The organism is Sanguibacter sp. HDW7 (genome assembly GCF_011300875.1).
GTDB lineage: Bacteria > Actinomycetota > Actinomycetes > Actinomycetales > Cellulomonadaceae > Flavimobilis.
The window spans coordinates 2,076,095-2,089,882 of the sequence record NZ_CP049862.1; the positions used below are offsets into that span (position 1 = coordinate 2,076,095).

Here is a 13,788-nt window from a genome sequence, read left to right on the forward strand (position 1 = left end):
CGGAAGTACCAGGCCATGTCACGTATCAAAGGAGAGACGTCCATGAAGGCCAACACCAAGGTTGCCATCCGCACCCGGCGCATCGCCGCGGCTGCGGCGGCCTCCGCCCTCGTCCTCGGGCTCGCAGCCTGCGGGTCCGACGACAAGGCACCCGGTGCGGCAGGTGACGACAAGGTCAACATCACGTTCGCGTGGTGGGGCTCCGACACGCGTCACGAGGTGACCCAGAAGGTCATCGCGGAGTTCGAGAAGAAGCACCCGAACATCAAGGTCACCCCTGACTACACGAGCTGGGACTCCTACTTCGAGAAGCTCAACGTCGCGGCCGCCGGCGGCAACCTGCCGGACGTCATCACGCAGGAGGAGCGCTTCCTCACCGAGTACGCGACGCGCGACCTGCTGCTCGACCTCAAGGGCCTCGGCCTCGACACCGCGAAGATCGACAGCACGATCCTCGACTCGGGCTCGATCGACGGCAAGCTCTACGGCGTCGCCACGGGCATCAACGTCCACGGCGTCGTCATCGACCCGGAGATCTTCAAGGAGGTCGGGGTTGCGATCCCCGACGACACGAAGTGGACCTGGGACGACTACGTCGCCACCGCCAACGAGATCTCGGAGAAGTCGGGCGGCAAGTACTACGGCGTCCAGAACTACAGCTTCAACGAGGTCGTCCTCAAGATCGTCGCGCGCCAGAAGGGCGAGGAGGTCTTCACGAAGGACGGCAAGATCGGCGTCTCCGAGGCCACGGTGACCGAGTGGTTCCAGCGCTCCGTCGACCTGCTCGGCAAGGGCTCCCCCGACGCCTCGGTCTCGACCGAGGTCCAGGGCGCCGGCGTCGAGGGCTCGCTGCCCGCGTCCGGCAAGGGCGCGATGGCGTGGTTCTGGTCCAACCAGCTCCCCGCGATCTCCAAGGCCGCCGGCCGTCCCATGGCGATCCTCCGCGCACCGGGCGAGTCCCAGTTCACGCGCGGCGGGCAGTTCTTCAAGCCGTCGATGTTCTACTCCGCCTCCGCCAAGTCGAAGCACCCGGAGGAGGCCAAGCTCTTCATCGACTTCCTCATCAACTCCGAGGAGGCCGGCAAGCTCATCCTCACCGACCGCGGTCTGCCGGGGAACACCGACGTCCGCGCGGCCGTCGTCCCGCTGCTCGGCGAGGCCGACACGCTCGGCGCCGACTTCGTCTCGGGCCTCGAGGGTGTCATCAAGGACGGCACGCCCGTCCCGCCCGTCGGCTCCGGCAAGGCGACCGAGATCACGGGTCGCGTGAACTCCGACGTCCTCTTCGGCAACATCACGCCGGCCGAGGGCGCCAAGCGCTGGATCGAGGAGATGACCGCCGCGACCTCCTGATCGCAGCGTCCTCACCGCACCGACCGCGCGGTCCGGGCCCCTCAGCCTCACGACCCGGACCGCGCGGTCCCCCGCACTGCCAGAACCACCCACCCCGCTTCTTCGAGGGCCCGCGCCCTCACCGTCCCCAGGAGGAACGTTGCGACTCGTCACCCACGTCCACGAGAGCTCCGAGCGCCCCGGAGCGCTCGTCGAGCACGACGGCACCACGCGTGTCGTCGACCTCGCTGGCGTCGCGGCCACGACGCTCGACATCCTCACGGACCCCGCCCTCGCCGACGCGGCCCGCGCCGCGATCGAGGCTGCGGACCCCGCGCTGCTCCCCGCGCTCGACGACGTGCGGCTCGCGCCGCCCGTCCGCCCCGGCCAGGTCCTCGCGATCGGCTACAACTACGAGGGCCACCGCGGCCCCTCCCGCGACGGTTCCCTGCCGTCGACGCCCAACGTCTTCGTCAAGACACGCAACGCGCTGAGCGGCCCGCACGACGACGTCGTCCTGCCGCGCGTCCCCGCCGCGGTCGACTACGAGGGCGAGATCGCGATAGTCGTCGGCCGCCGGATGGTCGACGTCGCCGAGGCCGACGCGCTCGCGCACGTCGCCGGCTACACGCTCTACGACGACGTCACGGCGCGCGACTGGCAGCACGCGACGAGCCAGTGGACGCTCGGCAAGAACTTCACCGGCTTCGGCCAGCTCGGCCCGGCCGTCGTCACGGTCGACGAGGCCGGCGACCTCACGGGCGTCGAGCTCGAGGTCGAGCGCGACGGCGTCGTCGTCGCCCGCGCCACGACCGCGCAGATGGTCTTCCCCGTCGCGCGCCTGCTCCACCTGCTCAGCCAGGTGATCCCGCTCGAGCCGGGCGACGTCGTCGCGACCGGCTCGGCGGCCAAGACCCCCGAGGCCTCGGCCTCGCACGTCCCGATGGCCGACGGCGACGCGGTGACGATCACCGCGACCGGCCTCGGCTCCCTCACCACCCGTTTCGTCTCCCCCACCACCTCCGGAGAGCCCTCATGATCCTCGATTCCTTCCGACTCGACGGCAAGGTCGCCCTCGTCACCGGTGCCGCCCGCGGCCTGGGCCAGGCGGCCGCGCTCGCCCTCGCCGAGGCCGGCGCCGACGTCGCCGTCCTCGACCTGCTCGGCACCGAGGACACCATCGCGCAGATCGAGGCCCTCGGCCGCCGCGCCCACGCCATCGAGGTCAACCTCCTCGAGGCCACGCCCGAGGACCTCGACGCCGTCGTCGCGGGCGTCGTCGAGCACCTCGGCTCGATCGACGTCCTCGTCAACAACGCGGGCATCATCCGCCGCGCACCCCTGCTCGACCACCCCGCCCAGGACTGGGACGACGTCCTCGCGATCAACCTCGACGCCGTCTTCCACCTCTCGCGCTCGGCCTCGCGCCGCTTCGTCGCGCAGGGCTCGGGCAAGATCATCAACATCGCCTCGATGCTCTCCTTCCAGGGCGGGATCCTCGTGCCCGGCTACACCGCCTCGAAGCACGCGGTCGCGGGCGTGACGAAGTCCTTCGCCAACGAGCTCGCTGCCCACGGCGTCAACGCCAACGCGATCGCCCCCGGGTACATGGCGACGGACAACACCGCGCCCATCCGCGCCGACGCGGCGCGCGAGAAGTCGATCCTCGACCGCATCCCCGCGGCCCGCTGGGGCACCCCGGCCGACCTCCAGGGCGCGTTCGTGTTCCTCGCCTCGCCCGCCTCCGACTACCTCAACGGCGCGATCATCCCCGTCGACGGCGGCTGGCTCGTCCGCTGAGCCCGCGCCCCGACCGCCCGCCACGGCCCTCGGCCCGATGCCACCCGTCCTCTCGCGCGTCACGCGCACCCGAGTCCCCCGCCCCGCTCCCCTCAGGAGGCCCACGATGACCGCCCCGACCGACGCCACGACCTACCCCTCGTTCGGCGGGCCGACGGCGGACTGGGCCCGCATCGGCGCAGAGACGATGCTCGGCCGCGAGCCGAGCATCAGCCCCGCACGGAAGTGGCGGTACGAGGACGGTCTCGTGCTCGACGGCATCCGCGAGATCGCGGCCGTCACAGGCGAGCAGCGCTACCTCGACTACGTCAAGGAGAACATCGACGCGTTCGTCGGCCCGGACGGCGAGATCCACGGCTACGTCCGCGACGAGTGGAACCTCGACCACGTCAACAACGGCAAGGCCGTGCTCTCTCTCTGGAAGGAGACGGGCGACGAGCGCTACCGCACCGCCGCCCTCACGCTTCTCGACCAGCTCGAGCACCAGCCGCGCCTCGACAACGGGAGCTTCTGGCACAAGGAGATCTACCCGCAGCAGATGTGGCTCGACGGCCTCTACATGGGCTCGGTGTTCTACGCGCGCGCCGCGACGGCCTTCGAGAGGCCCGAGCTCCACGCGGACGTCGTCCACCAGTTCCTCGCCGCGTACGACGCGAGCCTCGACCCCGCGTCGGGCCTGTGCGTCCACGCGTACGACGAGACCCGCTCGATATACTGGGCCGACCCGGCCACCGGGCACTCGCCGCACGTGTGGCTGCGTGCACTCGGCTGGTTCGCCATGGCGATGGTCGACACGCTCGAGCACATGCCCGTCGACCTCGAGGGCCGCGACCGCGTCCACGCGAACCTCGTCGCGCTGCTCGAGGCTGTCCAGCGGCACGCGGACCCGGCGACGAACCTCTGGTACCAGATCCCCGACCAGCCCGGCCGCCCGCTCAACTACCTCGAGTCCTCGGGCTCGCTCATGATCCTCACCGCGATCGCGAAGTCCCTCCGCACGGGCCTGCTCACGGGCTCGGAGTGGGAGGACGCGCTCGAGACCGGCTGGGCGCACGCGACCGAGTCGTTCCTCACCGTCACCGCCGAGGGCTGGGTCAACGTCCACCGCATGTGCGAGGTCGCCGGCCTCGGCGGCGCGACCCGCCGCGACGGCACGTACGCCTACTACATGAGCGAGCCCATCGTCACGAACGACCACAAGGGTGTCGGACCGTTCCTCCTGCTCGCCGCCGAGATGCACCGGCGCTGAGCCCTCCCCGCTCGCACTCCGCACGCCCCTCCTCGACCTGCACGAGCCTTCTCGACCTGCGCCACCTGGAGCCACCAATGCCGTCGCCGTCGTCCACCGTGGACGCCACCCTCACCCTCCACCCCGACCGGGCGCTGCCCGCCGACCCGGGCGTGCGCGCGATCGCGCGCGACATCTACGCGTCGGTCGCGGACCTGCCGATCGTCTCGATGCACGGCCACGTCCCCGTCGAGTGGTTCGCCGAGGACCGGCCGTTCAGCGACCCGGCCGAGCTGCTCGTCGTCCCCGACCACTACGTCGTGCGGATGTTCGTCTCGCAGGGTGCGCGGCCCGAGGACCTCGGCGTGCGGCCGATCGACCCGTCGGCGCCGCCCGCGGAGAGCGACCCGCGGACGATCTGGCGACGGTTCTGCGCGGGCTGGAAGTACTTCCGCGCGACGCCCTCGCGGTTCTGGCTCGAGCACGAGCTCGTCGAGATCTTCGGCGTGCGCGAGGTGCCGAGCGAGACGAGCGCCGACGCGATCTACGACCGCATCGAGGCCGTGCTGCGCGAGGAGTCGTTCCGTCCGAGGGCTCTCCTCGACCGCTTCAACATCGAGACGATCGCGACGACGGACAACGCGTGGGACACGCTCGACGCGCACGCCGCGCTCGCCGCCGACGGGCTCGGGCGCCGCGTGCTGCCGACGTTCCGGCCCGACGCCGTGTGCCACCTCGACCGTCCGACCTGGGTCGGCGACGTCGACCTGCTCGGCGCTGCCGCGGGCGTCGACGTCAGCACGTACGCCGGGTTCCTCTCCGCCTTGCGCGTGCAGCGCGACCGTTTCGTCGCCGCGGGGGCGCTCGCGACCGACCACGGTCACCTCGGCATCGACACGACGCCGCTCGACGAGGCCGAGGCGTCGCGGCTCTACGCCGCGGCCCGCGCGGGCCGCACTACGGCCGCGGGCACGCGAGCGTTCGCGGGGCACATGCTCTTCCAGATGGCCGCGATGTCCGCGGAGGACGGGCTCGTCATGCAGCTCCACCCCGGCGTCCTGCGCGACTACGACCAGGCCGTCCACCGTCGTCTCGGACCCGACAAGGGCTACGACATCCCGCTCGCCGTCGACTACGCGCGCGGTGTGCGGCCCATGCTCGAGGCCTTCGGGCACCACCCGAACTTCCGCACGATCCTCTTCACGATCGACGAGACCGTGTACTCGCGCGAGCTCGCGCCCCTCGCCGGTGTCTTCCCGTCGGTGCGGCTCGGCGCCCCGTGGTGGTTCCTCGACGCTCCCGACGCGATGCGTCGCTTCCGCGAGGCCGTCACCGAGACCGCGGGCTTCGCGAACATGTCGGGCTTCGTCGACGACACGCGCGCGTTCTGCTCGATCCCGGCGCGCCACGACCTCGCCCGGCGCGTCGACGCGGGCTACCTCGCGCGGCTCGTCGCCGAGCACCGGCTCACGCTCGACGAGGCCGTCGACACCGCGGCCGACCTCGCCTACCACCTGCCCCGCCTCGCCTACCGCGCCGGAGGTGCCCAGTGACGACCACGACCCTGCCCCGCCTGTCCGCCACGACCGCGGGGCGCACGGCCCGCCCGATCACCGTCCTGCAGTTCGGCGGCGGCAACTTCCTGCGGGCCTTCGTCGACCAGATGATCCACGCCGCGAACACGGCGGGCGTCATGAACGCCGGGGTCGCCGTCGTTCACGCGACGCCCGGGCCGGACCGCGCGCTCGAGCTGCTCGAGGAGCAGGACGGGCTCTACCACGTCCTGCTCGAGGGTGTGCGCGACGGCCAACCGGTGCGCGAGTTCACGCGCGTCGACGTCATCGAGAAGATCGTGCGCTCGCACGATCAGTTCGAGGAGTACCGCGCGCTCTACCTCTCCCCCGAGATCCAGGTGATCGTCTCCAACACGACGGAGGCCGGCATCGCGTGGGTCGAGGGCGACGACCTCGCCGCGCAGCCGCCCGCGTCCTTCCCCGCGAAGATCGCCGCGCTGCTCCACGACAGGTTCGTGGCCTTCGACGGCGCCGCGTCCGCAGGTCTGCGCATCGTGTGCTGCGAGCTCATCGAGGACAACGCGACGACGCTGCGCGAGTACGTGCTTCGGCACGCGCGCGCCGCGGGCTACGGCGCCGACTTCGAGCGCTGGGTGCACACCGCCTGCTCGTTCCACGACACGCTCGTCGACCGCATCGTGCCCGGCTACCCGCGCGACGAGATCGCTGACATCCAGGCGGAGCTCGGCTACGCGGACGAGGTCGTCGTCAAGGGCGAGTACTTCGGGGTGTGGGCGATCGGCGGGGACCCCGTCGTGCAGGAGGTGCTGCCGCTCGACCGTGCGGGCCAGCCCGTGCAGTTCATGACCGACATCCGGCCCTTCCGCGCGAAGAAGGTCAAGATCCTCAACGGGCTGCACACCGCCATGGCGGCGGTCGGCCTCCAGTTGGGGGCGGAGTCCGTGCGCGAGGCGTTCGAGCGGCCCGACGTGCGCGCCTACCTCGACGCGCTGCTCGAGGACGAGGTGCTGCCATCGATCTCCGAGCCGCGCGAGGAGCTGCGGGCGTTCGCCGCAAAGATCGTCGAGCGCTTCGGCAACCCCTACCTCCACCACCGGCTCGCGGACATCGCGCTCAACTCGGTGGCGAAGTGGGGCGCACGCAACCTGCCCGTCCTGCTCTCCGCGTTCAAGGACGGGCGCGAGGCGCCGCGGACCGCGTTCGCGGCCGCCGCGCTCCTCACCCTCTACGTGCGCGGCCCCGAGGGCTTCGAGCCCCACGACGACGCGGCCGTCGTCGCCGCGATCCGTGACGCGTTCGACCCGGCCGACGTCCCCGCGTGGGTCCGCGCGTCGATCGCCGCGGCCGGCTGGGTGACGGACTGTGACGGCTGCCGTGACCGGCTCGCCGACGAGGTCGCGACGCACGCCGCGCGCATCCTCGAGGTCGGCATCGAGCGGGCGCTCGTCGAGCTGCCGGCCGCCTGAGACCGTCGGGGTCCGCACTCCCCTCGCGGACGCCGACGACGACGTGCCACGGGACGCCGTGGACGACCGAGAGCCAGGCAGGGGTGCCCCGGCTCCGGGATCCGCAGCCCCGCACGTCTACTCCAGGAGGTGCGGGGCTGCGTTGGTGCTGCGGCCGTGACGTCACCCACCGGGCCTGCCGCGGACACGGCACGACCGACGGCACGGGAGCCGCGATCGCTGCGGCGCATGACGGCGGCACGCAAACACCCGCAGGACGGCGAATGTCGGAGGGGTCGGCCAACTGCTCCGACAGGTCACGAGCGACCAGCGACACGCCCTCCGCGTGCTGGTCCGGCAACCGCGCATATCGCGCACGGTGCCCCAGGAGGAACACCGGCCCGTCCCGATCGTGGCGGGAAGCGTGAGCACCAGGAGACTGCCATGCACCTCGCCCCCGGCACGACCCTCGCCGAGGCCGACTCGCACACCCGTCCGGTGTCCACTGCCCACGTCCCGAACCGGTCCGCACGGCATGACGAGCGCCCCAGGTTCGTGTACGACGCGTGCCCCGTCGGCAGCTGGCAGACGAGCTACTTGTACTGCTCCCGGCTAATCTGCGCCACGTGCCGCGCGGTCACGATCGCCGTGAGCACGCACGGGTCACAGCCCAAGCAGGAACCTAGCGGACGTGCGACGCGTCGAGGCGTCAACAAAGCCCCTCGCGGCGCGGCTGCGCCCCTTCTCCGACGCGCTCGAAGTCGGGTCCGTGCGCCACAGCGGGCACGACAGGCGCGCCGCGACCCACACTGAAGTCTCGACCGCCCTCGACACGAGTGCCGAACCACGCTTGCCATCACACTGCTACGAGACAGGCTCCAGCCGATGCAACCACGGAACATCCCAGACCCCGAAAAGCAGCGCCCTTAGAGTAGCAATGAAACACATCAGGCGCGGGACTTGAGCACCTTGGCATAGTCAACCCTCGCGCCACTATCGACGAAGACCCCGGATCACCCCCGTCGGGGGCACGAGTTGCAGTGCAGATTACTCCCGCTGACTTGCGTGAGCCGAGCTATCACCCGCGGCACCAGTCACGCGCTCAAACCAATAGTCAAGTGCCTGTGACCGCAGCTAGGCCCATCATGTCCCCTCTCACCACCCTCACCGACCAAGCAAGGTTGACCCCGATCCGCACTGCGGGCTCGTGCACCAAACGCAGTGCAGCGAACAGCGCCCAGGTTGGTACTCTCGTTGAACACGGGTGCGCCCCCTCCAGCACCCTGCGACCTTGCTACCCAACCGATCAGGAGAAGATCCGTGCTGTGGCGACTAAGAGACTTTAAAGGAGTCATCTCGGCCGAGCTAGACATTCGTCCGGGAAAGACGACAATCTTGACGGGAGTCAACAGCAGCGGCAAGTCCTCAATGATCCAGTCGCTCCTGCTTATGACCCAGAGCCTCTACAACGACACTTCTTGCGTGCTGAACGGCCCTCTGGTCCGACTCGGAGACGCTCAGGATCTGGTTCGAGAGGGAGCAACCAGCGGCAGCACTCAGTTCAGCATCGGTTTCGATCCCCAGTTTCTGGACGGAGGAACCCACGATCGCGTGCGAGTCGACTACGAACTCGTCGCAACTGAGGATCGGTCATCGCTTCGTGCGCGACGAGTCTCGGTGCAAAGCGCGGCCCACAGTGCGCATCCGCTCGTGCTGTCGCAGCAGAACTCCCGCGGAAGCGACGTTGAGCAAGCGTTGCAGGCCACGCACCACCTTGGACAGACCGAAGCGCTGCACCTGAAGTCCTTGCTCGGAAGCGAGAAGCTGCTGCTACGCACCTACGTCATCCATCAAGGATTCAGGCCCGTCGCCGTCGTGCAATTAATGGCTCCGGAGCTCGTCGAGCGGCGATACGCCTCAGCTCTCGAAGCCCTCCTCTCCGGAAAGTACCGCAGCAGAAGCGCGCGAATATCATCCGGAGCGCTGCCGGTAGCAATACGCGAACTATCTCGTCTTCTCTCGGACGCAGCCGCCAATGACCCAACCAAGCGGTCCCTGGCCGAGCAATTCCACGAAGTGCGCAACGGAAACCCCTACATGTTTGAGCGCATTTGGAACAAATTGGACTTGACTCTCCAAGCCGAGGCAATCTCAACCGCCGCCGCTCAGCGCAAGGGGAGACCATTTGCACTACTTCCGATACAGGGCACTCTTTGGGGGCACGGAATATCGCCCGGCGTCCTGGAGGGCTCACTCGAGCAAAAACTTGGTGCAACATACGAGGTGTTGCGATCCATTAATGACATTCTCGATCGAGTGGCACAACGAGTACAGTATCTCGGACCGCTGCGAGACGAGCCGCGAGTGGTCTGGAACCACTGGAACGAGTTAGCCCGCGGACTACCGGTTGGCACACGTGGCGAATACTCAGCAGCCGTGCTATCGCGATCCGGAAGCAATGTGGTGCAGTATCATCCGCCAGAAGGTGGTCCAACTGATGCCACGCTATCCACAGCGGTGAATCGGTGGCTAACTCATCTACAGATTGGCGAGAAAGTTACGGCCCGTTCACGGGGCAAGTTGGGCGTTGGATTCGACCTAAGGCTCGGAGACTCGATTCGGGACCTAACATCGGTGGGCGTCGGCGTCAGCCAAGCGCTGCCTCTTCTCGTCGGACTGCTCTCCGCTCCTCGCGGCTCGATATTCATCGTCGAGCAACCCGAGTTGCACCTACATCCAGCCGTGCAAGCTCGACTCGCCGACTTCCTGTTGATGGCACGGCCAGACGTCGCGCTAGTTGTTGAAACTCATAGCGAGGCGTTCATTACACGCGTACGCCGCCGTGCGGCTGAAGGGGGAATAGACGTTGCGGACGTTGACATCGTCTTCGTCGAGCCTCATAAGACCGGATCGGAAACCAGGAAACTGCGACTTAGCGAGTTTGGCGACCTAAGCGAGTGGCCAGCCGGTTTTCTTTCTTCAGCCGAAGAGGATATTCGCGCCATCCTGAGAATGAACATTCAGCGGAGCAGCGAGTCTCACAACAATGGTTGAACTCACGTGGATGCTCGACCCTGAGATCGTCATTCCCTCCCCGAACGCCGCCTCGGGCGTAGAATTCTGGGAACGCATGCTTGCGCGCGCCGACGACCGCGCACTCCGCATCGGCCCCGCTACAATGAGGGCACTGGGAGAACTTGCGGATCAGCCGCCAAGTTCAACGTCGCTGGCCCCTAATGACTTTTGGAGGATTATCGGACAGTTCATGTCGAGGGCCATGCCAACATCCGTGTTGCCTCGAGAAATCTGCACGCTTCATCTAGCGGCCGAATACTCACCCCACCTCGGCGACGCGGGGAACGGGCGACGGCTTATCGAAGACCTAAGGTCAGCCGGAAGTGCCAATCAATTGGTCTTGTCGTCGTACGCAGGCTGCTGGGCCATGGACCCTGTCACATGCGACCTATGCGATAAGTCTCGACTGCACATCATCCACTCGAATAGCGATTCTGAGCCTTCTTGCATACCGGTGGCGCGCGCTTGGCGTGAGGCCTACCTCTCCAACGCCCCCAACCTGAGCGAACTCCCGGACTTTGCGCAAAGAATGTTCCCAAATCTGGAGTTTCATCCGGGCGCGTGGGATCACGCAGGATCACTGGTTGGTCCGCCTGACGAGAACATCCCGCTCCTAGTTCATCACTTAGGCGTACTCAACGACGAAGCTCCCCAGATTTGGAAACGGACCTCGACGCGCGACGAGCGCCAGGCCGCGATGGCAGCTGTTGGTGTTTCGTGTTCTCCGGAGAGCCCAAATACCCACAAGAACAAGGCGGCGATCCGCAGGCGCGACTTCACATTCGATAAGCAGATCGTTCGATGCGAGTGGCATACTAAACTCCGTCCAACGACAAATCGAATTCACTTCAATGTCGGTGGCGAGACCGTTAGGATCGGTACGATTGTCGATCACCTCCCCACCTAGGTTTTGCCACTAGTCCGTACGGCGGAAGGAACGGGGGGCTCCCGCGATGCGGGGCGTCTTGTCGGGGCCCGACACGGCAGGCCGCGTAGCAGTATGATGATAATTGTTCCTGAGCGGAGGCACTCAGGTTGAGACCAGTGAGGGGGTGATGGTGGTGTCGTCGCCGAGCGAGGAGGTGGCGCACCGCCTCATCCGATCTGACCTTAGGTTCGCCATGGCAGTCCTTGGAGCTGTCTCCGCGAACCGTGGCCGGGACGAGACGAGCTCATGGCTCGCGCTTTCTCACCTCCAGTTCCTGTCACTTGTCGCCTACGAGGTGCGCCACTTCATGCGACGGACCGCAAGAGAGTCGATTCACGCTCGGGCGGGGGCGCACGAACTAGCTCTCGCAGCATCTAGGCACAGCACCAAACTCTTCAATGACACGAAGAAGTCACAGCTCGAGCTTCTCGCCGAGTTCGTCAGCGCCGCAGCCCGAGACCGCAACTGGTACCTAGACAACAACCGCGCGCCGCGGCTCGTCCAGAGTCTTCTTGCGCTTGGTCTTCGGGTAAACGACACATCCGTCGTGCTCTACGGCGAGCAGATCATGTGCACGTCGCACTCAATCAGGTTTCACGCTGGGATCAGTCCACAGGACGAAGGTGCCGAGACGTTCGACCGCGCCCGCGAACTCGCCGCCAGCCTCCGCGCACTCGCTGGCACCGAGGTCGACGAATGGGGTGGCGACGACTATCTCCGAGAGTGGCCTTCACGCCTCATTGTCGTGAAAGACGCCCAGTTTAGGGAACTGTACGCTGCGTTGTTCCCGTCAACCGAGTTGCCAGAAGCAATAGCACTTGGGATCCTCAAGAGCGACCTGGTGACACTAAAGCTGATTCGCGAGATGGTTCCCCTCTCGGATCCGCTCGCTCCGACGACCTTCAAGTTCAGGTTTTCCGGAGTCTGGCAGGTTCTCGAGACCCTACGATCAATTCTGGGTCCGGGCGGCGACTTCGCCCTACCGGAGGCCATGCGCAAGGATCTCGCGGCTCTCTTTGACGGAGAATCGATCAAGCCAATGACTACGGGCGGCGCACGATCCCTGCGAAATATCCTCGTGCACTATGGCATCGGCTCAGTCGATGTAGCCAAATTGATCTGGAACGATCCCCTCATCGGCCTTCCTGAGCTCCATTTTGACGGGGCGGACTGGTTAGCCACTGACCAGATAGTCGGAGAGGCGATCATCGCTTTGCTAGCCATGTTCGAGGGATGGACAGGACCGTTCCACCACACGCTCGAGGATCTGCACGAATAGGCCACGCCAAGGCACTACGCGACCGCTAGTTGTAGTTCCCACAGTCGCCGTCCACCGAATCGCCAGCGAGATCCCTGCAAACTACGCCATTCACATGCTGGCGCAACAACGACCGAGAGCCCGGCCAATGGCCGGGCTCTCGAACTACAAACGATGCTGCGGGGCATCTCTGAACGATGTCCCGACTCATCACACGGGTGGAGCTGAGGGGATTCGAACCCCTGACCCCCTGCATGCCATGCAGGTGCGCTACCAGCTGCGCCACAGCCCCGCGAACAGAGAAGATACTAGCTGCTCGCGGAGGCTGCCGCGGACCACAGAGCTACGCCCGCCGGACGAGCACGTCTCCGAACGCCGTCGCAGCGTGGATCTCGGCGGTCTCGTCCCCGTCTGCGGGGCCGTCGGTGGGCGGCAGCTCGTTGCGGACGTGGCCCTGAGCCGTGGTTGCGTCGAGCCAGGCCGCGGTGCCTTCGGGGACGCCGACCTCGATGGTGCCGAAGGAAGTCTTGGCGGTGACGCTCCCCGATCGCACGCGGTCGACGCGGATGCTGCCGTGCGCGGTCTTCGCGGTGAGGGTTCCGGTCATGTCGCCGACGACGACGTCGCCCGCGCTGCCCGCGACCTCGAGCGTGCCGTGCAGGGTGGCGACGGTCGTCGTGCCGGCGGCCGAGCGGATGCGGCCGTCGCCGTCGAGCGTGCCGATGCGGACGCTGCCAGCGCTCGCCTTGACGTTGAGGCTGCTGGCGACGTGCCCGACGACGACGGAGCCGGCGGAGGCGGCGAGGTCGAGCCGGTCGACGTCGTCGAGCCGCACGTCGCCCGCGGTGAGCGCGAGGTTGACGACGCCGAGGCTGCCCTGGGCGTTGAGCACCCCGGCCTTGCCGGACAGGTGGGTGCCGAGGGGCACCTCAAGGGTGATGGTGGCGGTGCCGGCTGCGAACGGGAGGACGTACTGGGTCCACGAGCCGGGGTAGGTGATGCGGATGGCGTCGGCGTCGCGTTCGACGCGGATGGCCTCGGCGGCGCGGACGGAGCCGGACCTGGCGGGGTCGGTCGGGGTGACCGTGACGACGAGGTCGTCGCGCTCGGTGGCGCGAACCTCGAGGACGCCGAAGGGCACGTCGACGACGACAGGGGCGGGTGCAGCGAAGGTGGTCATGAGGACT

General features: G+C 67.5%; 9 protein-coding genes, 1 tRNA gene and 1 riboswitch. Of the genes, 8 read left to right on the top strand and 2 right to left on the bottom strand.

The genetic code is table 11. The features are described from left to right. Window positions 1-42: 42 nt before the first annotated feature. From G7063_RS09555 to G7063_RS09590, 8 genes are all read left to right on the top strand, one after another. Complete coding sequence (locus G7063_RS09555; protein ID WP_166414193.1) at window positions 43-1,353, top strand: ABC transporter substrate-binding protein; 1,311 nt, start codon at window positions 43-45, stop codon at window positions 1,351-1,353. A 139-nt stretch (window positions 1,354-1,492) separates the two neighbouring features. After that, complete coding sequence (locus G7063_RS09560) at window positions 1,493-2,371, top strand: fumarylacetoacetate hydrolase family protein (RefSeq protein ID WP_166414194.1); 879 nt, start codon at window positions 1,493-1,495, stop codon at window positions 2,369-2,371. Beyond that, window positions 2,368-3,132, top strand: a complete 765-nt coding sequence (kduD, locus tag G7063_RS09565) for a 2-dehydro-3-deoxy-D-gluconate 5-dehydrogenase KduD (protein WP_206188134.1) — start codon at window positions 2,368-2,370, stop codon at window positions 3,130-3,132. The genes G7063_RS09560 and kduD overlap by 4 nt, the downstream gene beginning before the upstream one ends. A gap of 106 nt (window positions 3,133-3,238) precedes the next feature. Next, the gene (locus G7063_RS09570) at window positions 3,239-4,381 is read left to right on the top strand and encodes a glycoside hydrolase family 105 protein (RefSeq protein ID WP_166414195.1); all 1,143 of its coding nucleotides are present in this window, start codon (window positions 3,239-3,241) and stop codon (window positions 4,379-4,381) included. Between the two features lie 77 nt (window positions 4,382-4,458). Beyond that, the gene (gene uxaC, locus G7063_RS09575) at window positions 4,459-5,913 is read left to right on the top strand and encodes a glucuronate isomerase (RefSeq protein ID WP_166414196.1); all 1,455 of its coding nucleotides are present in this window, start codon (window positions 4,459-4,461) and stop codon (window positions 5,911-5,913) included. Continuing rightward, window positions 5,910-7,361 (top strand): tagaturonate reductase, encoded by a 1,452-nt coding sequence (locus G7063_RS09580; protein ID WP_166414197.1) that lies wholly within the window; start codon window positions 5,910-5,912, stop codon window positions 7,359-7,361. The genes uxaC and G7063_RS09580 overlap by 4 nt, the downstream gene beginning before the upstream one ends. A gap of 294 nt (window positions 7,362-7,655) precedes the next feature. Continuing rightward, window positions 7,656-7,771: riboswitch (SAM riboswitch) on the top strand. A gap of 964 nt (window positions 7,772-8,735) precedes the next feature. Continuing rightward, window positions 8,736-10,394, top strand: a complete 1,659-nt coding sequence (locus G7063_RS09585; RefSeq protein WP_166414198.1) for an AAA family ATPase — start codon at window positions 8,736-8,738, stop codon at window positions 10,392-10,394. A 1,142-nt stretch (window positions 10,395-11,536) separates the two neighbouring features. Continuing rightward, window positions 11,537-12,622 carry a hypothetical protein gene (locus tag G7063_RS09590; protein ID WP_166414199.1) on the top strand — a complete coding sequence of 362 codons (1,086 nt, stop codon included), beginning with the start codon at window positions 11,537-11,539 and terminating at the stop codon, window positions 12,620-12,622. A gap of 198 nt (window positions 12,623-12,820) precedes the next feature. Here G7063_RS09590 and G7063_RS09595 read toward each other — a convergent pair. Both G7063_RS09595 and G7063_RS09600 read right to left on the bottom strand, forming a co-directional pair. After that, window positions 12,821-12,893 (bottom strand) — tRNA-Ala (locus tag G7063_RS09595). A gap of 51 nt (window positions 12,894-12,944) precedes the next feature. After that, complete coding sequence (locus G7063_RS09600) at window positions 12,945-13,781, bottom strand: DUF4097 family beta strand repeat-containing protein (RefSeq protein ID WP_166414200.1); 837 nt, start codon at window positions 13,779-13,781, stop codon at window positions 12,945-12,947. Window positions 13,782-13,788: the final 7 nt, after the last annotated feature.

Excerpts from the sequence above, each read along its gene's own strand:
- G7063_RS09555 (WP_166414193.1), top strand. The coding sequence starts at position 43 with ATGAAGGCCAACACCAAGGTTGCCATCCGCACCCGGCGCATCGCCGCG.
- kduD (WP_206188134.1), top strand. The coding sequence starts at position 2,368 with ATGATCCTCGATTCCTTCCGACTCGACGGCAAGGTCGCCCTCGTCACC.
- G7063_RS09570 (WP_166414195.1), top strand. The coding sequence starts at position 3,239 with ATGACCGCCCCGACCGACGCCACGACCTACCCCTCGTTCGGCGGGCCG.
- uxaC (WP_166414196.1), top strand. The coding sequence starts at position 4,459 with ATGCCGTCGCCGTCGTCCACCGTGGACGCCACCCTCACCCTCCACCCC.
- G7063_RS09590 (WP_166414199.1), top strand. The coding sequence starts at position 11,537 with ATGGCAGTCCTTGGAGCTGTCTCCGCGAACCGTGGCCGGGACGAGACG.
- G7063_RS09600 (WP_166414200.1), bottom strand. The coding sequence starts at position 13,781 with ATGACCACCTTCGCTGCACCCGCCCCTGTCGTCGTCGACGTGCCCTTC.